Origin of the sequence: Gluconobacter sp. NFX36, assembly GCF_049887835.1 — a bacterium.
Taxonomy (GTDB): Bacteria; Pseudomonadota; Alphaproteobacteria; order Acetobacterales; family Acetobacteraceae; genus Gluconobacter; species Gluconobacter japonicus_A.
Genome location: NZ_JAGEKJ010000009.1, coordinates 61009 through 80645, shown reverse-complemented (window position 1 = coordinate 80645; position 19637 = coordinate 61009). Strand labels below are relative to the sequence as shown.

The following is a 19637-nucleotide window of genomic DNA, read 5'->3' as shown; positions in this document are numbered from 1 at the left end:
ACCCGGCTGCACTCTCCTGAACAATGTCTTCTGTGTGTCTTTACCGGGGCTAAAGTTTGTGGCGTGGTCTCATGATGGAAGGGCTGAAAAAGCGCTTTTGCTGACCCGCCTTCGAGGACCCCGTTCTTGCGCCACGCCGCACGCTACTTTTCCCTGTTTCTGTCGCAGTTCTGTTCAACGACGCGGCGTAGGACTCTTGTCCTTGGTCTGACAGTTCTGGCAGCGGGAACGTCTTTTCATCATGGCTGGGCGCAGGGTACCGCATCGACATCCGCGATAGTACCTTCCACAAATCAGGCGTTCTCTACAGGAATGACCCGGGACGTTCTTTTTGCGGCTTTGGGCTTTCTTGGTCCCAGAACCCTTGAGGCTCATTCGCCGCGCGAATTCTGCATTTGGGGCTTGGATGGCCTGACAGCAATCGACCCGACGATTGCCGTAACGGACAATCCGGCAGAAGATCATGACAAGCAGCATATTCCCGAAACACTGACGATTACGCAGGGTCAGACCCTGCTTTTCAAACGGATCTTTCCTGCGGATGAAAGCCGGTCAGGCTGGTCAGATCTTGTGACTGCGGCCATGCAGTCAGCCTGGGAACACTCATCAACGATCCGCGATGCAGGGGCTGATGCGCTCCTTCAGGGATTTTTTGATGAATTATTCAACCATATGGACCCATATTCGCGGTATCTGGGCCCCACCCCAGCCATTGCTGACCGCACCAAACGGACCGGCCAGAGTGGCACCGTTGGCCTGACGCTTGGGGCAAAGGGCCATGCGATCATCGTGACGGCTGTCAATGCGAATGGACCAGCCTGGGAAGCAGGCGTGGACACGGGTCAGCGGTTGATCGCCGTGAACGGACGATCTACCCGAGGTCAGTCTCCTGAAGTTGTTCAGAGCTGGCTTGAGGGCGAAGACCGTACGTCCATTTCTCTGGCGCTCGCCTCTCATGGGCAGCGTCCTGCGACGTTGAAACTGCGTCGGGCACAGGTTCCACCTGAGACGGTTTTTGCTTCGACGGATGGTCCCTATACCCTTCTCCGGATCACGTCTTTTTCGATCCAGACAGCCGAGGAGATCAGCCAGTATCTCGATCAGGTGGTTGAAGACGAGACGCCTGACGGACAGTCTTCTGCCAGAGCAAAAACACCCCTGAAACGGCCTGCAGGAGTCATCATTGATCTGCGTGGAGATCGGGGTGGGGTGCTTCAGCAAGCTGTGACGGCAGCGGCCCTGTTCCTTGATCATGGTGTTGCAGTCACCACGCATGGACGAGATCCTCAGGCCAACCATATCTGGGCGGTTCAGGGTGGCGACATGACCAGCGGTGCACCGATTGTCATTCTGGTCGATGGGCGAACGGCCAGTGCGGCTGAAATTCTTGCGGCGGCCCTTTCGGATCACCGTCGGGCTGTTGTGGTGGGAAGCGAAACTCTGGGCAAGGGGCTGGTTCAGGTCATTGGGCAGATGCCGAATGGTGGGGAGCTGTTTGTTACCTGGAGCCGGAATCAGGCCCCACTTGGATGGCCCATTCAGGGGCTGGGCATCATGCCTCAGGTGTGTACTTCGCGAGGAGGCGACGATCTGCACGGACAGCTTGCTACCCTTAAGGGAGGAACGGCTCCTCAGGCGGCTGCCGTGCAAATGGCAAGGGCGGCCCGCTATCCGGTCCCGGTTTCCCGGATTCTTGACATAAGACGTCATTGTCCGGCGGCGATCGGGACGGATGCAGACATGGACACGGCGCGGTTCCTGCTGTCTTCTGCAACGGCATACAAAGCAGCCCTAGAGGCTGTTCCTGACGAGAACACCGCACCTCTGCATTAAATTTTTCAGGAATGGACGAGATATTTTCATGGGTGCACGTTTGAAAACAGGACTTTGGGTCCGCGCCGTTATCCGTCGTATTTCCTCGGATGGAACGTCCGCCATGGTTCTGAAAAAAGGCGATGAAGACGCCGGAGCTGTTCTGATTGTTCTGCGAGACCGGGAGGACAATATTGCTGTCCTGCGGGAAAACGGCTCTGACTGGGTTCGCGCCGATGTTCAGAAATCCGGTCTGGAGGAATATCTGGAACGTCAACGCCGGTATGATCCAGACCTCTGGTTGATCGAGCTTGAAGTTCGGACTGTAGAGACTCCGCTGGAACGAACACTGGGGTCGCGCCGTGCCGATCTGGACGTCATGCACTGAACTGTGGGACGGAAGACACAGTGAGCAACGAACCTGCCCACTGTGAAACTTCTGCGTCAGCCATTAAGAACTGGTGCGCGTTGCCATTCCCGGCACTTTCAGCAAGAAGACTTTCAATTGGGTTGGTTGGAGAGAAATGACATGATGCAGCGATCCGTTGTCAGAACCTGGCTTGCCCGGGCCGGGCTCACTGCTGGCGTATCGATGCTGGTCATGGGGGCTGCGCAGGCCCAGCCCGTTAAGGGCCTGTATATTTCAGGTGCAGGAGGCGCGAGCTTCAATCAGGATCAGACGGTCCGTCTTTCTCCTGTTTTCCCGAGCGGTCGCGACCATTATCAGGCAGGCGTCACGGGAATCGGAAGTGTTGGCTGGGGTCTTGGGAACGGCTTCCGTGTCGAAGTTGAAGGCAATTACCGCAACAATCGCCTCCAGCAATTCCGCAGCAGCCTGTTCCCGTCTTCCGTCGGGGGACGTCAGCAGCAGTACGGCGTGATGGCCAACGCGCTGTTCGACATGGATATCGGCCAGTCCTGGGTTTATCCGTACTTCGGTGCAGGTATCGGTTACGGCTGGCAGGCCATGAACACCTATGTCCGGGCACCGAACGGCGCATTCGATCAGCATACTGGCGGCACGGCGGGCAACTTCGCCTATCAGGGCATTTTCGGTCTGTCTTTCCCGGTTCCGTGGGTTGTTGGCCTATCCGCCACGACGGAGTATCGTTTCTATTCCCTGCTCGGGCCGAACGGACACCACGCGACAGCTACCGGCGTTTATGGTGGTTGGGATCACAAGCAGGCTTACGGCTATTCTGAAGGCAACCGGAATACACGGACGGACTTCAACCATTCCCTGATGCTGGGCCTGCGTTACGAGTTCAATCCTGCTCCGCCGCCAGCCCCTCCGGCGCCTGCCCCGATCGCCGCTCCTGCGCCCGCTCCGACACGAACCTATCTCGTGTTCTTTGACTGGGATTCGGCGGCTCTGAGCGATCGCGCAAAATCTGTTGTTGCAGAGGCTGCAAAGAACTCCACCGCAACGCAGATCACGCATATTGAGGTCAACGGTTATACGGACAGCTCTGCTGCACAGCCGGGCCCACGTGGACAGGCCTATAATCTGGCTCTGTCGAAGCGTCGTGCTGAAAATGTGAAGGCAGAATTGATCCGTGACGGTGTCGCGGCTGGCCTGATCGTGACGCAGGGATACGGTGAGGCGCATCCTCTGGTCGCGACTGGCCCGAACGCCCGTGAACCGCAGAACCGCCGTGTGGAAATCGACTTCAAGTAAATTTCCAGCCAGACCAGACGACAAAAGCCCTGCCTTTGTAAAAAGGCAGGGCTTTTTTTATGGTGTCTTCAAAACAGGATACAAAAAAAAGCGAGGGCAGAACCCTCGCTTTTCCAGGACGTCAGGCGTCTTACTTCTTGCGGCGGGCTGTCGTGTGCCGAACCGCAGTCTTCTTGGTGGAGGTTGCTGCTTTCGGCGTCGGAGCGGCAACAGCAGGCTTGGCAACAACCACACCCGTTGCATCGACTGTCGCATGCACCACAAGATGCTCGCGCTTCTTGCCGCCACCCGGGATCAGTTCTGCCGTAAACGTATCCGCACCGGCATAAGCGGTGGCTGGAGTGTAGTTGATGTAGGTACGGCCATCATAATTATAGAGGAAAGCCTTGCCGTGTTCCGGTGCGGGGCTCACGCCAAAGGAGGCATAGCTGCCGGTGCCAGGCTTCTGGACGGAAATTGCGCACAGGCCGTCATCGCTACGGACTGTCATGTTCACGCTCATCGTCCCATCTGCCGCAGTGGTTACTGGCGAGACGTGACAGACTGCGGAGACCTTCTGATATCCAAAAGGATTCGGAGCCACAGAGCGCTGGACGATCGGCTGCTGGGCACAACCGGAAAGAAGCATGGAAAGGGCAAAAGCCGATCCCAGGGTAACGACGGAACCTCGCAGGCGCACGGTCAACTCCAACGCTCGTGACAGATGATGCCGCGCTTCCCGCGGCAAGACAGACGTTCGGATGTAGAACAGGACGAAGCGGGGTGAAAGACTGTCAACCGTCAGGAAAAGCACTTTGACGGCTTTTTATGCCCGTGGAGCAATAAATTACAGTTGAGTACGGTCATGCCCATTTTCCGCCACGAAATTATGTTGCAGGTAAATGGTTTGCTGAATGTTTCTCACATTGAGTTTCATCTTCCGCGGGCCGCAAGCCCGGATTATGCTGTCTGTCTGTTTCCGGCCAAATGTCCCGGCCTTGTGGAGTCTGTCGATGTCTTCGTTCTTCCGTCGTTCTTTCGTCCGTCTGGCGGGTGCTGGTCTGGCCTGCACCACCTTCCTTACTGCTCATCCGTCCTCAGCCTTTGCTGCAGAATGCGGCAACTCCCCGGCTCATGAAGCTTTCGATGTCGCCGGACTGAAGTCCGAGCTGATGGTCACGGCCCTCTCCTGCAAGGCCCAGGACCGCTACAATGCGTTCGTCGCCAAGTTTCGTCCGGCCCTGATGGATGCAGAAAGCCGTCTGGATGGCTATTTCCGCACGACTTATGGGCGCCGCGCTCAGGCTGAGCACGATGATTACATCACGCAGCTGGCCGACGTTCAGTCTCTTGGCGGCCTGAAGTCCGGTACGGTCTTCTGTGAGCAGCGTGAAGCAATGTTCGATGAAATCAATGCGCTTGAGACGGGTGCTGACCTTGCTCACTACGCTGAAGCCAAGGACGTGGCGCAGCCTGCTTCCTATGAGAGCTGTGCAGCCCCTGCCACGGTTGATCGCCGTTCGCGCCATGGTGTGACGAAGAGCACCACCACGCGCCGTACGCATCGCGCCTGATCTGCGAAAACATCGTCGTTCTGCCTCATCCGGAAGCGTTCGCTTGACGTTCCGGACCGGGGCGGCGACAACGCAGACATGAGCGATCTGTTCGAGTCAGGCAAAGCAGGAAACACTAGGGCGTCCAGAAGCCGTAAGGACGCTGCTGGCACAGAGTATGGCGCACAGGACATTGAAGTCCTGGAAGGGCTGGAGCCCGTACGCCGTCGCCCTGGAATGTATATCGGCGGGACGGATGATAACGCCTATCATCATCTGGCTTCCGAAATTCTTGATAATGCCATGGATGAAGCCGTGGCGGGTCATGCCAGCAGCATTGAGATGCGGCTGGAAGGACCACGCACTCTTATGGTGCGGGATAATGGTCGAGGAATCCCAACCGACCCTCACCCCAAATTTCCCAAGAAATCCGCCCTTGAAGTGATTTTCACGACGCTTCATGCGGGTGGCAAGTTCTCCGGCAAAGCCTACGACACGTCTGGCGGTCTGCACGGTGTTGGCAGTTCGGTTGTCAATGCGCTTTCCGAAAAGCTGGAAGTTGAAGTCGCACGGGATCGCCTGCTGTATCGGCAGGAATTTTCACGCGGTATTCCCCTTGGTCCGCTGGCTGAGGTCGGCAATGCACCGAACCGCCGCGGCACTACGGTCCGCTTCACGCCGGACCCGGAAATTTTCGGGACTATCCATTTTTCCGCCGCGCGCCTCTATCGGCTCTGCTGCTCCAAGGCGGCATTGTTCCGTGGTGTGGCCATTCAGTGGAAGTGTGAACCGGACCTTATCAAGACCGGTGACGAAACCCCTACTGAGGCTCTGATCCAGTTCCCGAACGGGCTGGAAGATGCGCTGACAGCTGAACTGGGGCCGGACCCGGCGCTTCTGACACCCCTTTGGGCGGGTGAAGCAGAACTTCCCCTTGCTGCTGATGGCCGGACAGGCGGCAAGGTAGAATGGGCAGTCGCTTTCCTTGAGAGCGGCAACGCGTCTCTGGTCTCTTACTGCAACACCATCCCAACCCCGCAGGGTGGCACACATGAAGCGGGTTTCCGTGCGGCACTCGTCAAAGGCTTTCGGGCATGGGGCGACCAGCGCAAGGTCAAGCGGGCAGCAGCCATCACGGCTGAGGACGTTCTGGGATCCGTTGCGGCCAAACTATCCGTGTTCATCCGCGATCCGCAGTTTCAGGGACAGACCAAGGACAAGCTGACCAATCAGGAAGCCTCACGCCTTGTCGAGGGCGCACTGAGGGATCGAATCGATCACTGGCTGGGTGGAAATCCACAGCAGGCTGACAATCTTCTGGCCTTTATGATCGAGCGCGCGGAAGAACGTCTGCGCCGCCGCGAGGTCAAGGAAACGGCCCGAAAGAGTGCGACTCGCAAGCTTCGCCTTCCTGGCAAGCTGACCGACTGTACGCGCGAAAATGCCTCCGAGACAGAACTGTTCCTCGTTGAGGGCGAATCCGCAGGTGGTTCCGCACGGCAGGCGCGTGATCGTGAGACACAGGCCGTTCTTCCGCTCCGTGGCAAAATTCTCAACGTGGCGTCTGCTACGGCTGACAAGCTACGGGCGAATCAGGAACTGCGCGACCTGACGGAAGCGCTGGGTTGTGGGCTGGGATCGTCCTTCGACATCAGCCGCCTGCGCTATGGTCGTGTCATCATCATGACGGATGCTGACGTGGATGGCGCACATATCGCTTCCCTGCTCATGACGTTTTTCTATCGTGAAATGCCGGAACTGATCCGTCATGGTCATCTGCATCTGGCGCAACCGCCGCTCTATCGCCTGACGCATGGCGCAAAGACGATTTATGCCATGGATGATCTGGACCGTGATCGTCGGATCAAGGCGGATTTCAAGGCCAACGCCAAGGTGGAAGTATCCCGATTCAAAGGGTTGGGTGAGATGCCTGTGAAGGATCTCAAGGAAACCACGATGGATCCATCCCGCCGGACTCTTTTGCGCGTTATAGCCCCCCCCGAGGATCGGGCGCTCACCAGCGAACGCGTGGAAAGTCTGATGGGACGCAAACCGGAACTTCGTTTCCGCTTCATCCAGGAACATGCCCGTTCTGTTGAAGATCTCGACGTCTGAATGTGAAGAGCGGTGTGCAATCCGTTGAAAAATACGGTCAACTCAAGGCTGTAGGTCTTTTGATCGGGGGGATTTCTTCCTTCCAGATCGGGGCTACCCTGGCCAAGGGGCTTTTCCCGTTATTCGGCCCGACCGGGATGGTGGGACTGCGTGTCTGTATGGCGGCGCTGATCCTTCTGGCAATCTGGCGCCCCACCCGCATGACCCTGACGCCTGCGGCCTGGAAGCTCCTGTTGCCTTATGGTGCGTCCGTTGCAGTCATGAATTTCTGCTTCTACGTCGCACTGGTTCGGCTTCCGCTGGGCATCGTGGTAGCATTGGAGTTCACTGGCCCGCTGACCCTCGCCCTGACCGGGTCACGCCGCTGGCTGGACCTCTGCTGGGCGCTCTTTGTGATTACCGGTCTGTACCTGTTGCTGCGACCTGAGACGACGGCTGTAACGGGGACTCTGCATCATCTGGATCTGTTCGGGATCTGTGCAGCACTGTTCAGTGGATGCGGGTGGATCGTCTACATCCTGACGGGTACGCAGATGGGTAAGGTTCTGGATGCCGGACAAGCCACGACTCTTGGTATGTCTACAGCAGGTATCCTGTTACTGCCCTGCCTCATCCCGACAATTCCGACTGTCATCACCCATCCCTGGCAAGGTGGAGCGGCGCTGAGTGTGGCGGTTCTGTCTTCGGCTGTCCCGTATATTCTGGACATGATGGCGATGCGCCGTCTGAAACCAAAAGACCTTGGCATCCTGCTGAGTATGGAGCCTATGCTGGGAGCCATTTCGGGCTGGATTTTCCTGGGAGAAGGTTTGTCTGCCGCGCGATGGGTGGGTGTCCTGTGTATTGTCATTGCTTCGCTGGGCAATGTTCTGACTGCAAAAAAAGTCGCTGCTCACTAACGGTGTGAGCAGCAAACCCCGCTTTCGCTTCAGGCATCAAAATTATGCGGCAGAACGACCAGATCACGCACCATGACACCTTTTGAACGTGTCAGGATAAAGATCAGAGCTTCGGCGACTTCCTTGGCTTCCATCAGGGCACCCGCTTTGATGTTGGCTTCAAGCCGCGCCTGATCCCAGTCTTTCAGCAAAGGCGTGACCACGGGGCCGGGCTGAATGGCACCTACACGAATTCCGTACTTCGCAACCTGACGGCGAACCGTATGTACGAATGCCTGTACGGCGTGTTTCGAGGCCGTGTAGATCGGCTCGGCCATGATGGGGATCATGCCTGCAATCGAGCTGGTCATAACGATATCGCCACTTTCTTGCTTCATCATCTGCGGCAGCACGGCGCGGACTGAGCGGAAAGCAGCATTGATGTTCAGATGGAGCATCGAGTCCCAGCTATCGGGATCGCCTTCCCACACATTACCGCCAACATACGCGCCGGCATTGGCGTGGAAAACATCGATCCGGCCCTGCTCCTCAACGATCTGCGCAACCGCAGCATCTACGGTTTTGTAGTCGAAGAGATCGACAATGATCGCATGAGCCTGGCTGCCGAGTTCTGCCGTCTTTTCTTCCAGCGCCTTGGCGTCACGGTCCAGAAGATAGACCACCGCCCCAGCTTCGATGAGATAGCGGGCACATTCGAGACCTATGCCCGAAGCCGCCCCCGTAATAGCAACAATCTTGCCCTTAAGAGACTGTGTCATATGCTCTACCTTGTGATTCTGTCTCAGCGTGCAGATGCTGTGCCGCGCTGACGACTGATGAAAATTGCGAGGAGGATGATCGCGCCTTTGATGACGTTCTGAACGTAAGGGGAGACTTCAAGCAGGTTCAGCCCGTTGTTCAGGACGCCCAGCAGCATGGCGCCGATCAGGGTCCCGATGATGGAACCACGGCCGCCGGAAATTGAGGTGCCACCCAGCACCACGGCAGCGATGGCATCAAGCTCGAAGCCGACGCCTGCATTCGGCTGACCACTCATGAGACGGGAGGAGAGAACAACGCCAGCCAGAGCAGCCGTAAAACCGCCGATCAGGTAAACGATGATCTTGTGTTTTCGGGAATCGATGCCAGAGAGACGGACGGCGTCTTCATTGCCACCGATGGCGTAAATGTAGCGGCCAATCGGCATGCGTTGGAGCAACAGATAGGCCAGCGCATAGACCACCAGCATGATGAGAATGGGCGTCTGAATTCCCAGAACCTTCCCGCGGCCGATAAACGCAAACCAGTCTGGAAGACCCGAAATGGGATAGCCGTTCGTGTAGATCAGCCCTAACCCACGAGCGATACTCATGGATGCCAGAGTGACGATGATCGGCGGCATTCCGAGACGGGCAATGCACAATCCGTTTCCTGCGCCAAAGAGCGCCCCGACACCCAGCCCGGCGAGAATGGCCAGGCCGGCATTAAGTCCTGACACCAGAAGACCAGCCGTAATGGTCCCCGCCAAGGCCATGACGGCCCCTACGGAGAGGTCAATACCGCCTGTGAGAATGGCAAAGGTCATGCCCACGGAGATGATGGCGTTGATCGAGACCTGTCTGGCGACGTTTTCGAGGTTGCCAAAGGACAGGAAACGACTGTTGAGCGCGATCATGCAGGCCACGACCACGAACAGTCCGACCGCCGGGAGAAACGCCGTTGAACGTGCGACCTTCGACGCTCTGTAACGCTCAAGCAGAGAGTGCATCGACTGCGGACTTTTTAACGCTTGCTGTTGCATGGCGCATTACCTCTTCCGAACTGATGGCATCCCCTTCCAGAACTGCCGTGATGACGCCATGGCTGAACACGGCCACGCGGTCACACATTCCGACGACCTCTGGAAGCTCGGATGAGATCATGATGATGGCGTATCCCTCTGCCGTGAGGTTCCGCATGAGTGTGTAGATTTCCGCCTTGGCCCCGACATCAATGCCGCGGGTGGGCTCATCGAAGATCAGGATCTTGCTTCGCCGGTTCAGCCAACGCGCAATCACAACCTTCTGCTGATTTCCGCCACTAAGGCTCACTACGGTTGTTTCGTCCGAAGGGGCTTTGATGCGAACCGCGGACATCAGTTCCTGTGTCTTCCGCTTCTCACGCGCGGTGTCGATCGTGCCGGTCGGGCGGGTATATTGCGGCAGGTTGTTGATGGAGATGTTGTCCCGAATGCTGAAGCCGAGGATCAGTCCCTCGGTTTTCCGGCTTTCCGGCAGAATCCCGATGCCTTGATGCAGAGCCTGTGCCGGGTTCCCCATCGACACTTCCCTGCCCTCAATCCGCACCGTTTTTCCGGGGCATGGCAGTGCACCAATCAACGCCAGAGCCGTTTCCGTTCGGCCTGAGCCGACAAGTCCGGCGAAACCGAGGATTTCACCTTTTCGCAGGTAGAAACTGTTGGGGTGCCCGTTACTCGCAAAACGAATGTTTTCAGCTTCCAGAATGCGCTCGGCAGTATGAAGGGCGGGCTTGGGCGGGAACGTATTCTCAATTTTTCGGCCGACCATCCGCTCAACCAGATGATCCATGGTGCATTCGGCAGTTTTCAGAACGCCTACATGGGCGCCGTCACGCAGCACCGTAATGCGGTCGCAGATTTCGAAAATCTCTTCGAGATGATGTGACACGAAGAAAATTCCGATCCCCTGATCCCGAAGCTGTCGCATAACGTTGAAAAGTAGTTCGGCTTCCGTCGGGGTCAGGGTCGCGGTTGGTTCGTCGAGGATGAGAACCTGCACATCCAGCGACAGGGCTTTCGCAATTTCCACGAACTGCTGTTCCGCGACACTGAGACGCGCAACAGGCACATCAAACCGCGTTTTCACTCCCAGACGCTCGAAAATTCCCTGCGCTATGCGCGTCATGTCGTTTTTGCGGGAAAATCCGAGAGCGTTCCGCATCTCGCGCCCGAGGAAAATATTATCCACGGCATCGAGTTCAGGAATTAGGCTGAATTCCTGAAAAACAATTCCGATCCCCGCACCGATGGCGTCCTTGTAGCTGGAGAAGTGGCATTCTTTTCCTTTGAGAAAGATCTGTCCTTCATCCTGAGACTGAATACCGCCCATGATCTTGATGATCGTAGATTTTCCAGCACCATTCTCCCCCAGAAGAGCGTGGATTTCTCCACGCTCCAGGCTGAGGCTGACATTCCGTAACGCCCGAACTCCTGGAAAGCTCTTGGAGATTCCTTCAAGCTCTAGAATAGGCTCCGACAATATCTGACTGGGTTCTGTCATGATGTTCCCTCCGGAATCCGGGGCCGACCTTGGCATTTACCAGCTGAACGTCTTGGCTTTCGTCGCGTCGATCAGTTCGACATCGACTGGCAGAACCTTCGGCACTTCTGCACCCCATTTCTTGGCAAGGGCGAGTGCCAGTGCCAAACGGATTTCCTGCCGGGGGAACTGCGCTGCCGTGGCGATGAAATGCGAGCCCGGCTTGCTGATGGCCTTCACGGCTTCCGGGTTACCATCAACGCTGACCAGCTTCACGTCCGAGCCATTGGATTCAATGGCGGACAGCACACCGAGGGATCCATTGTCATTGACGCTGAAGATGCCCTTAAGATCCGGGTTCGCCTGAAGCATGTTCTCTGCCACAGTCAGAGCCTGATCGCGCTCCTGCTTGCCGTTCTGAACGCTGACAATCTTGATGTCGGAATGCTTGGCGATAGCGTCCTTGCAACCTTTGACACGCTCAAGGATCGGCACAACCGGGATGCCGTCGATAATACCGATATTACCGGTCTTGATCGTTGTGGCGAGATACTCGCAGGCTTTGAAGCCGGCATCGTAGTTCTTGGAGCCGACAAACGCATCCAGCGGACCACCAGCCTGAGCATCTACCGAGACAATCGGGATATTCTTGTCATGAACGGTCTTTACGACGGACGTGACACCTACGGTATCGGTCGGGTTGATGATGATGATCTGCGCGCCCTGCTGGATCATGTCCTCAATGTCACTCACCTGCTTGGACACGTCATGATGCGCATCGCTGATGATGACGTTGGCGCCGATCGTGGCAGCGGCCTCCTGCAAGGCATCCTTCATAGTGACGAAATACGGATTGTTCATTTCCTGAAAGGAAACGCCAATTTTCAGCGGTGTTCCGGCTGCGGCAGCCGGCTGTGACAGGGCCGTCCCGCCAAGAGCGAGAGACAGAAGGGCCAGCGGAAGCGTCTTGATCTTCATGTTACACCTGTTGATCTGCATGCACTGTGCAGGCCATTTCCTGCACATGGCCTTGTCAAAACCGTAAAATCACATGTCTTTATTTGAGGATGGGGCGACCTAGAGAGCCGTGTATCCGCCGTCGACAAATATTTCCTGCCCGTTGACCATGCTCGAAGCATCTGAGGCGAGATACAGAACTGTATCCGCGACATCTTCCGGTGTTGCGACACGACCAGCGGGGATTTTTTCCAGAAGCTTTTCCAGCTTGTTGCCGACGCTCCAGACGCGTTCGCCCATGGGCGTCCAGACGACTGTGGGGCAGATGGCATTGGCCTGGATGTTGTGAGCCGCCCACTCCGCCGTCATGACCTTGGTGAGACCATTCAGACCGGCTTTGGAAGCGACGTAAGCACCATGGTCAATCAGCGCGACAGAGCTGGCCTGAGAGCTGATGTTGATGATTTTGCCGTGTTTGCGATCGATCATCCCCTGCGCAAAAGCACGGGCGAGAAGCCATGGCGCACGCAGATTAATGGCCTGCACGGTGTCCCATTCCTCAACGGTCTGTTCCACCAGCGGCCGAGGAAAACTGACGCCAGCATTGTTGACGACAATATCCACACCACCCCACGCAGCCGCCACTGTCTGGGCGACAGCGTCAGGGACAGTCGGATCACTGAGATCAGCAACAACCGTGAGGCATTGACGTCCATGGCCTTCCACGATCCGGCGTGTTTCAGTCATATCGGCTTCAGACCGCGCAACGGCGGCAATATCGGCCCCGGCAGCACTCAGAACATCGCAGATCGTGACGCCAAGCCCGCGGGAGGCACCCGTGACAAGAGCTTTGCGACCATCGAGGGAAAAGCGTTGTGGAAGTGTTGGCATGGTCTGTTTTCCCTATCGATCAGTTCAAAAAATCTGCGGCGTCTGTCAGCGAAAGAGCTGTCATTTCGCGAGCATGGCGGCGGTAATCTCGTGGTGTGCAACCACGCAAACGCAGGAAAATGCGGTTGAAATTGGAAAGATTGTTAAAGCCGGAAGCTGCACCGATTTCGGTGATTGAAAGAGGCGAACTGGCCAGCAGATGGCACGCATGACACACCCGCAGCCGATGCAGGAAAGACATGAACGTGTCGCCCGTCGCAGCCCGGAACTGGCGAGAGAACGTTGAGGCGCACAGCCCCAGATCCTGCGCCAGATGGTCGTGCCGAATTTCGGACGGGTCCATGGCCATCAGGGATGTGATAACACCGCTTATCCGCTGCATTTCAGGGCTGTTAAGCGCTTTGGTCTCGCCTTTCAGGGAGAGCGTTCTGAAAGGTGCGCCTGTCAGGTCAGCAAAAAGATCCAGGCATCCGGCCAGCTTCCCCGCACCATGGAAAGTTCCGATCTCTTCGAGCTTCTCTCCCAGGCGGAGCGCTTCAGGGCCGGTGAATTCCACGCCGAGAGAAGACGCCTGGAGCAGGTTTCTCAGTCCGACCAGTTCTGGACAAAGCGCCATCAGGCTTTCGATCCATTTAGCGCTAAACTGAAGGACAACATCTCGTCCGACCAGCACTTCCCCCGGCTTGAGCGGGCTGAACCAGCCATGCGGCAGGTCAGGTCCGACCAGCACAAGCTGACGGGCTCCGAAACTCCCGATATGATCCCCGATAATCGCTCTCCCTTCACTCTGCGTGATCAGGTGCAGTTCGTATTCCGGATGATGGTTCCAGCGTGCCAGAGGGCCAGGATAGTCATGCTGGTGCCAACGAAAACTGGCATTTGGCTCCGCATGAATCGTCTCGTAAACCGGACGCGTATTCCCTTCAGAAACAGGCGTCTTCGCCTTCAGGGAACTCACCATTCCAAGAGCAGAGGGTCGGCTGGCAATCGGGGAGAATGGGCCCTGCCTGGGTATCTTCTGGGGTGCAGACATTCTGTTACAGCCTCTCAGAGAACGATCTGGAGTTTGACATCGCCTGGCCGTGCTTCGGCAGCGCGTTCAAAGGCGGCAATGCCCTGATCGAAAGAGAATGTTTCGGACACCAATGGTTTGAGGTCGATTTTCCCTGCACCAACAAGACGGATGGCACGATCATAAACATTGGCGTAGCGGAATACCGTTTCCATGCGGATTTCCTTGGCCTGGGCCGCCACGATATCGAATGGAATCCTCTGAACAGGCATACCGACGAAAACGATGGTGCCGCCAGGGCGTACACAGGACAGGGCGTCATCGTAAGCGCCTGCAAAACCGCTCGCTTCAAAGACGACATCTACGCCCCAGTCTGCGCCGCAGGTTCCATCCACCACATCACGCGGTTTCTCGTCGCGAACATTGATTGCTGTAACGCCGTCATACTGTGCTGCGATAGCAAGCTTGGCAGGCGCAAGATCCGTGATGAAAACCTGACCTGCCCCGGAAGCCAGAGCCGCCAGTGCCGTCATGATGCCAATGGGACCACATCCTGTCACAAGGCAAATATCACCGGGTTTGAGAGCAGCTTTCACTGAAGCATGCACGCCAACGGCGAGCGGCTCAATCATCGCCCCTTCAGCAAAACTGACAGTGTCAGGCAATCTGAATGTGAAAGCTGCTGGATGCACGACTGAAGGCGTCAGACAGCCGTGAACGGGGGGCGTCGCCCAGAAACGAACAGCAGGATCGACATTGTACTGACCCATCAGTGTTGCGCGAGACTGCGGATCTGGAATCCCGGGTTCCATGCATACCCGGTCGCCAACTTTCAGAGATCGGACATTTTTTCCGATTTCTGTAATCGTCCCAGAGGCTTCGTGCCCCAGAACCATAGGTTCGCGAACCACGAAAGGCCCGATGGCACCATGCGTGTAGTAATGCACATCGCTGCCGCAGATACCCACCGTATGAATAGCGATACGGACGTCGTTCGGTCCAAGCTCGGACGGCAGGCTGATCTCCCGCAGAGAGAGCTCACCTTTCTTTTCAAGTACCAGTGCCTGAGCCATACCCAACCGTCTCCTGTCGCACGTTTTATCATCAGATGTGATCAGAAGTACGGATTATATGTTATATATAACACTTAATAGATTATTTTTTTATCACAACTGATACTATTTTCCGTTTTTCAGTTTCGGAATCGAACAATTTTTGCTTGAAGTTATATATTAACTAATTGATTTATATCTGTTTTATTTACGGGTACTTTTCTTCAGAAGGCGGAAAATTTTACGCCATAAATAACAAAAATATGATCTGGATTGTCTCACATCGCTCAGAGGCCCTCTTCCACCCCTATGACGCGAACTGCGAGATCTGATTTTGGAAAACCATCGATATCGTTTGTCATAACTCTTTCGATGACATCGCCAATGCAACAAACGTAAATGAGAGTAATTATTATTTGCGGAAAAATCAGATGGCTTTCTTCAGGACGGTAGCTTTTGCATGCGCAGGATTGTCTGTTTTCAGCGGATATAGTGCTGAAGGTGCACCGTCGTCCCCGGAGAATGATAACAAAAGCCCAATCCGGAAGTCACAGTCCGTTACCCAGCAACGCAAGACAGAACGCATTCGCGTTCATGCAGACCCCAACTCTTATGCGGCCACAACCAGCAGCATTGCGGACAAGCTTCCAACCACATTTCTGCAACAGACCCAGACAACGAATGTTGTGACACACCAGGTCATTGAAGACATGACACCCCAGACGATGGAAGATGTGGCCAAGTATGTACCAGGCCTTTCAATTGGTAATAATTTTGGTGGCACACAGGATAACCTGATGAAACGGGGCTTCGGGGCTACAGACGACGGCTCAATCCTGCGAAATGGCGTTCGTATGCCGACAGGGCGGAACTTCGATCTGGCAACGACAGATCGGGTTGAAGTTCTGAAGGGGCCTGCTTCTCTGTTCTACGGCATGCAGGAACCGGGTGGCGTGATTAACGTCATTACCAAGCAGCCCCGCAAGACATGGGGAGCCAGCCTTGGAACGACATGGGCCTCTCTTGGAGGCGGATATGGTCATCTGGATGTAGGAGGCCCTCTGGCGCGTGGTCTGACATTCAGGCTTGTAGGAGCTTACAAAAACGAGAATTACTGGCGCAACTTTGGCTCTAACAGACAAAAGCTGGTCTCCCCGTCCCTGCGTTTCGAGCGCGGAGCGTTTACAGCGGATGTCTCCTATGAATGGGCGCAATACGACAATACTCTGGACCGCGGTGCGGTCTTCTCGAATGGGAAAGTCATCAGCGGCCCTGAAAAACGCCTGGACGAAAGCTGGGCGAAATCTTTTGGCACCCGCCATCTGCTTTCCACCACCTTCCAGTATCGCCTGTCAGGCCATGACCGAATTCGCCTGTCAGGGGGCTGGAACCGGGACAATTACCATGATCGACAGGCTGACCCGTCAGCTTACAGCGCTATCACAGGTGTTCTGACCCGGCGCTATCGCAGCAATACCGGAACAGTGCGTGCCAATGGTTATACTGCTCTGGATTACATTTCCGATCACAGACTGCTGGGCATGAAGCATGACCTGGTGATTAGCGCAGACTACGAAAACCGCCAGCAAAATCAGGGGGCTTTTATTGACGGCCCAAGACTAGGCGGCTTTGTCCCGTCAGATCCCGTGTATGGGATGCTCAAGCCGATTGGCCCTGTTAACGTGAACAACAGCGACTGGCGCCAGCACATCAACAGTGCCTCAGGATACCTGAAGGATAACATTCATCTGGGGCATGGCCTAATTCTGGCTCCCGGCCTACGCTATCAGTTCTTCCACATCACGTATGGAGGACGTCGCCCCTATGTACAGACAACGGACGCATCCTACACCAAGCCCCTGCCCTTCGTGGCGCTGGTGTACCAACCCGGAAAGCATGTCTCGTTTTACGGAGATTACTCTCAATCCTTTACGCCCAATCAGCTTGATGCCGGCAGTGTTCTTGAGGGCACGTACAAACCCACCATGGGGCGGCAGTTTGAAGTTGGAGCACGTTATCAGGATCGCTTCCTGACGGCTGATGTGGCTTTCTACAATATCCACAAGAAAAATGTTCAACAATCAGCCGGGCTGGACGAGACCGGAAATACGCTTCAGCGCCTCGCTGGTCTGGTCGGGTCCAAGGGGGTGGAAACCAGCCTGACAGGGAAATTGAACAGGCACTGGAACATTCTGGCCAATTATGCCTTCACCTATGCCCGTATTCTGCGGGATACGCCAGCGGATGAAGGCAAACTGATTGCCAATGTCGCCAAGCATACAGGCGGTGGCTATCTGACCTATGAGACGGGTCTGCCCTGGCTCAGGACAACCATGCGCATTGGTGCTGGTGCGCGTTATGTTGGTCGTCGCCCGGGTGATCTGAATAATACATTCTGGCTCCCCGGCTATACAACTGTGGATGCCTTTGCCTCGTGGCACACAGGCCGACTGCTTGGACATGACACCTCCCTACAGGTCAACGCCGTAAACCTTGCAAACAAGGCGTATTTCGTGTCCACGGCAGGAACGCCCCTGCGTGTGTCATGGGGACAGGGACGCACTGTTCGTGTGGGCATTGAGGTCGGTTTCTGAGCACTCTACGCCTTCGAAACAGGGGCATTATGCTCAGACGCTTTCAGCCACCCAATTCCGCTTTTTGGTCGCCTTGCCAATGCCAGGATTGAAGCAGTTGCAGGGATCGAGACTGCGGTAATGCTCGATCATCTCTTCCGGTGCGTCATAGAGGTGACCGACATTATGCTCGGCTGGATATCGTGCCCCGCGCGCGTCCAGCCCAGGCAACATGGAATGTTCCACGGCCATGGCATTGTAGCCTTTCTTCACCACGTAATCCTGATGCATCACATGGCAGAAAAAGTGACCGTAATAGAGTTTGACAATGATTTTGTCTTCGATGTCCTGAGGCAGCATCTCAAACCAGTCCTGGTCATTCCGACGCAGTGCCACATCAAGCGCCACAATGTCTTCTGCCGTCTTTGAATGGATGGCCCGATAGCGGATGGCGGCTCCGGCTGCTGCAAAACGATGCAGGAAGGCCAGCTTTCCTTCTTCTGGCGTACAGGCGAAGAAATCCCCTCCCGTTTGTGAGCGCCAGTTTTCCAGATAGGCTTTTACGGGAGCGGCCAGTTCAGCAGAGACCTTGAGCATCAGATGATGCTCGAAGCGGTCCCGGAACTCACACATCCGGGCCGGAAGCTGCTTGGGAATGATCTTGCTGAATGCCTGAAGCAGCAGATCGCTCAGATGGCCGGAAATACCGGGAATACGCTGCACGGCAATGTCGAACCGGGATTTCATGCCGAAGAACGTCGGCAGGAATCGCGTCCCCATATAGCGAATGATGGCGGTTGTATCCTTGCCATACACCTCGGCGATGTTGAACGCATCGCGATGAATGTATTCGCCCGCAATCGGCAATTCATCGAAGCTGGTCAGGATATGACGGCGCAGATCTTCAAGGTCCTGCGTGCTGTTGGTGCCGATGTAGAACACGGCCGGGTTTCTGTTGGCCTTGAACGTATCGAGGCGAACAGCAAAGACCACCAGCTTGCCTGCACAGCCTGCGGCTTCATGCCAGCGGTTCGGGTCCGCATTGAATCGCGCGGGGGTTTCGGCATCCACGTCCCGGACGTGCTGGGCATACCCCGCGTCATGACCGCGGCCCGCGTTCCAGTCGATGGAATTTTCAGGAAACTTCCCGTTCTGTACGGCAGACAGAATGTGCTCCGGATCACCCTCAAGCCGGATGCCCAGATGATTGACGAGATGCAGCTTTCCATCTGTTCCCATCTGACCGAACAAGGCCATTTCCGTGAAAGCCGGCCCACGCTGGACAAGGGCGCCACCGGAATTGTTGCTGACGCCCCCCAGAACGGAGGCACCGATGCAGGAAGACCCGATCACGGAATGCGGTTCACGACCGATTTTGGCGAGTTTTTCTTCAAGATCGTGCAAGGAGGAGCCTGGCAGACAAACAACCTGCCTGCCCTCACCGATCAGATGGATACCATCCAGCCGGTTTGTGCTGATGATGACGATCTCGCGGTCATAATCATTCCCGTCCGGCGTGGAACCACCCGTCAGACCCGTATTGGCGGCCTGCATGATGATGATTTTGCCGCTCTCCGCACAAAGCTTGGAGGCTTTCCAGAGTTCGACAAGATTTCCCGGCTGAAGAACGGCCAGAACGTCTCCAAGACCGAAACGGTAACCTTTGCGAAAACGGTATGTCGCGTTGGGCTTTGTGAGAACATGGCGTCGGCCCACGACCGAGCGAAGAGTGTCGAGGAAAGCCGCGTTATCGCTGGACGTGGTCGACATGTCTGGAATGTTCCTTATGCCACAGACAGCCCCGTAGAATTAACCACAGGGCTGTCAGGGCGTGTTGAGTTCAGAGGTAAACATCTGTC

At 56.1% G+C, this 19637-nt stretch carries 16 protein-coding genes; 7 read left to right on the top strand and 9 right to left on the bottom strand.

What is annotated here, in order from left to right; all coding sequences use genetic code 11:
• Positions 1–126: 126 nt before the first annotated feature.
• The 3 genes from J4P41_RS10710 to J4P41_RS10700 all read left to right on the top strand — a co-directional run bounded on the left by J4P41_RS10710 (position 127) and on the right by J4P41_RS10700 (position 3490).
• A complete protein-coding gene (locus J4P41_RS10710; RefSeq protein ID WP_426067120.1) occupies positions 127–1833 on the top strand; it encodes a S41 family peptidase in 1707 nt (568 codons plus the stop codon).
• A 28-nt stretch (positions 1834–1861) separates the two neighbouring features.
• Positions 1862–2200 carry a DUF1491 family protein gene (locus J4P41_RS10705; protein WP_034880894.1) on the top strand — a complete coding sequence of 113 codons (339 nt, stop codon included), beginning with the start codon at positions 1862–1864 and terminating at the stop codon, positions 2198–2200.
• A gap of 141 nt (positions 2201–2341) precedes the next feature.
• On the top strand, positions 2342–3490 hold the full coding sequence (locus tag J4P41_RS10700) for an OmpA family protein (protein WP_010503656.1): 1149 nt from the start codon (positions 2342–2344) through the stop codon (positions 3488–3490).
• A 130-nt stretch (positions 3491–3620) separates the two neighbouring features.
• Here the strand turns inward: J4P41_RS10700 and J4P41_RS10695 are convergent, their stop codons facing one another.
• The gene (locus J4P41_RS10695) at positions 3621–4283 is read right to left on the bottom strand and encodes a hypothetical protein (protein WP_426067119.1); all 663 of its coding nucleotides are present in this window, start codon (positions 4281–4283) and stop codon (positions 3621–3623) included.
• Between the two features lie 199 nt (positions 4284–4482).
• Between J4P41_RS10695 and J4P41_RS10690 the strand changes: the two genes are divergently transcribed.
• From J4P41_RS10690 to J4P41_RS10680, 3 genes are all read left to right on the top strand, one after another.
• Positions 4483–5043: a hypothetical protein gene (locus J4P41_RS10690; protein WP_426067118.1), complete on the top strand. Its 561-nt coding sequence runs from the start codon at positions 4483–4485 to the stop codon at positions 5041–5043.
• Positions 5044–5121: 78 nt separating this feature from the next.
• Positions 5122–7137: a DNA topoisomerase IV subunit B gene (parE, locus tag J4P41_RS10685; RefSeq protein ID WP_062017691.1), complete on the top strand. Its 2016-nt coding sequence runs from the start codon at positions 5122–5124 to the stop codon at positions 7135–7137.
• Between the two features lie 2 nt (positions 7138–7139).
• Entirely contained in the window at positions 7140–8036 is an 897-nt protein-coding gene (locus J4P41_RS10680; protein WP_426067117.1) for an EamA family transporter, read from the top strand.
• 29 nt (positions 8037–8065) lie between these two features.
• On the opposite strand, the gene J4P41_RS10675 is transcribed toward J4P41_RS10680, so the two are convergent.
• The 7 genes from J4P41_RS10675 to J4P41_RS10645 form a co-directional block, all read right to left on the bottom strand.
• Positions 8066–8794, bottom strand: a complete 729-nt coding sequence (locus J4P41_RS10675) for an SDR family oxidoreductase (protein WP_211569178.1) — start codon at positions 8792–8794, stop codon at positions 8066–8068.
• 23 nt (positions 8795–8817) lie between these two features.
• Positions 8818–9783, bottom strand: coding sequence for an ABC transporter permease (locus J4P41_RS10670; RefSeq protein ID WP_426067116.1), 966 nt, complete (start codon positions 9781–9783; stop codon positions 8818–8820).
• Positions 9767–11314: a sugar ABC transporter ATP-binding protein gene (locus tag J4P41_RS10665; RefSeq protein WP_426067115.1), complete on the bottom strand. Its 1548-nt coding sequence runs from the start codon at positions 11312–11314 to the stop codon at positions 9767–9769. The genes J4P41_RS10670 and J4P41_RS10665 overlap by 17 nt, the downstream gene beginning before the upstream one ends.
• A 36-nt stretch (positions 11315–11350) precedes the next feature.
• Positions 11351–12271 carry a substrate-binding domain-containing protein gene (locus tag J4P41_RS10660; protein ID WP_226993286.1) on the bottom strand — a complete coding sequence of 307 codons (921 nt, stop codon included), beginning with the start codon at positions 12269–12271 and terminating at the stop codon, positions 11351–11353.
• 99 nt (positions 12272–12370) lie between these two features.
• On the bottom strand, positions 12371–13141 hold the full coding sequence (locus J4P41_RS10655; RefSeq protein ID WP_426067114.1) for an SDR family NAD(P)-dependent oxidoreductase: 771 nt from the start codon (positions 13139–13141) through the stop codon (positions 12371–12373).
• 19 nt (positions 13142–13160) lie between these two features.
• Entirely contained in the window at positions 13161–14174 is a 1014-nt protein-coding gene (locus tag J4P41_RS10650; RefSeq protein ID WP_426067113.1) for a helix-turn-helix domain-containing protein, read from the bottom strand.
• Positions 14175–14188: 14 nt separating this feature from the next.
• Complete coding sequence (locus J4P41_RS10645; protein ID WP_023944529.1) at positions 14189–15226, bottom strand: NAD(P)-dependent alcohol dehydrogenase; 1038 nt, start codon at positions 15224–15226, stop codon at positions 14189–14191.
• Positions 15227–15636: 410 nt separating this feature from the next.
• Here J4P41_RS10645 and J4P41_RS10640 point away from each other — a divergent pair, with 410 nt between their 5' ends.
• Complete coding sequence (locus tag J4P41_RS10640) at positions 15637–17799, top strand: TonB-dependent receptor (RefSeq protein WP_426067112.1); 2163 nt, start codon at positions 15637–15639, stop codon at positions 17797–17799.
• Positions 17800–17832: 33 nt separating this feature from the next.
• On the opposite strand, the gene dld is transcribed toward J4P41_RS10640, so the two are convergent.
• Entirely contained in the window at positions 17833–19548 is a 1716-nt protein-coding gene (dld, locus tag J4P41_RS10635; RefSeq protein ID WP_426067111.1) for a D-lactate dehydrogenase, read from the bottom strand.
• Positions 19549–19637 lie beyond the last annotated feature (89 nt).

Coding starts and splice junctions, on each gene's coding strand:
- J4P41_RS10705 (WP_034880894.1), top strand. CDS start 1,862: ATGGGTGCACGTTTGAAAACAGGACTTTGGGTCCGCGCCGTTATCCGT.
- J4P41_RS10700 (WP_010503656.1), top strand. CDS start 2,342: ATGATGCAGCGATCCGTTGTCAGAACCTGGCTTGCCCGGGCCGGGCTC.
- J4P41_RS10690 (WP_426067118.1), top strand. CDS start 4,483: ATGTCTTCGTTCTTCCGTCGTTCTTTCGTCCGTCTGGCGGGTGCTGGT.
- parE (WP_062017691.1), top strand. CDS start 5,122: ATGAGCGATCTGTTCGAGTCAGGCAAAGCAGGAAACACTAGGGCGTCC.
- J4P41_RS10675 (WP_211569178.1), bottom strand. CDS start 8,794: ATGACACAGTCTCTTAAGGGCAAGATTGTTGCTATTACGGGGGCGGCT.
- J4P41_RS10670 (WP_426067116.1), bottom strand. CDS start 9,783: ATGCACTCTCTGCTTGAGCGTTACAGAGCGTCGAAGGTCGCACGTTCA.
- J4P41_RS10665 (WP_426067115.1), bottom strand. CDS start 11,314: ATGACAGAACCCAGTCAGATATTGTCGGAGCCTATTCTAGAGCTTGAA.
- J4P41_RS10660 (WP_226993286.1), bottom strand. CDS start 12,271: ATGAAGATCAAGACGCTTCCGCTGGCCCTTCTGTCTCTCGCTCTTGGC.
- J4P41_RS10655 (WP_426067114.1), bottom strand. CDS start 13,141: ATGCCAACACTTCCACAACGCTTTTCCCTCGATGGTCGCAAAGCTCTT.
- J4P41_RS10650 (WP_426067113.1), bottom strand. CDS start 14,174: ATGTCTGCACCCCAGAAGATACCCAGGCAGGGCCCATTCTCCCCGATT.
- J4P41_RS10645 (WP_023944529.1), bottom strand. CDS start 15,226: ATGGCTCAGGCACTGGTACTTGAAAAGAAAGGTGAGCTCTCTCTGCGG.
- J4P41_RS10640 (WP_426067112.1), top strand. CDS start 15,637: ATGGCTTTCTTCAGGACGGTAGCTTTTGCATGCGCAGGATTGTCTGTT.
- dld (WP_426067111.1), bottom strand. CDS start 19,548: ATGTCGACCACGTCCAGCGATAACGCGGCTTTCCTCGACACTCTTCGC.